Genomic DNA, 448 nt, shown 5'->3' on the forward strand with positions numbered 1-448 from the left:
GACGGAGTTGTTCATTCTCTTCCTTCTTATTGTGCTGCTTAGGAACTGGAATCAACGTGGCATCAATGACTTGACCACCTCCAGGAATGAATCCCTGTGTCGAAAGCTGATGCTTCGCCTCTTCAAACAACGCTCTGGCACCTTCCTGGCTAATCCGTTTTTCGAAACACCAAATCGTGTGACGGTCTGGAATATTAATGACATCGGTCAAGCGACAAAAACGTTGCCAGCTCATTCGGTCAAACAATTGATATTCCATCTTTTCATCGGAAAGATTAGGGAAATGTTTCAGGATAATGATGCGAACCATCACCTCAGTCGGGAATGGCGGGCGTCCACCTTTGGGAGCAATAATACGTGGCGCGACACGGTCTATGGTGTCAGCCAGTGCCGAGAAATCAACATACTTATCAAGAACAAGTAGCGGATCACCTAATTCATCGATTTT

At 46.0% G+C, this 448-nt stretch carries 1 protein-coding gene; it reads right to left on the reverse strand.

Features of this window, described 5'->3' with window-relative positions:
• Positions 1-448: transposase (locus tag Xbud_RS19380; protein WP_145956698.1), on the reverse strand; the 448-nt coding region annotated here is incomplete at both ends.

It is taken from the genome of Xenorhabdus budapestensis (assembly GCF_002632465.1).
GTDB classification, from domain to species: domain Bacteria; phylum Pseudomonadota; class Gammaproteobacteria; order Enterobacterales; family Enterobacteriaceae; genus Xenorhabdus; species Xenorhabdus budapestensis.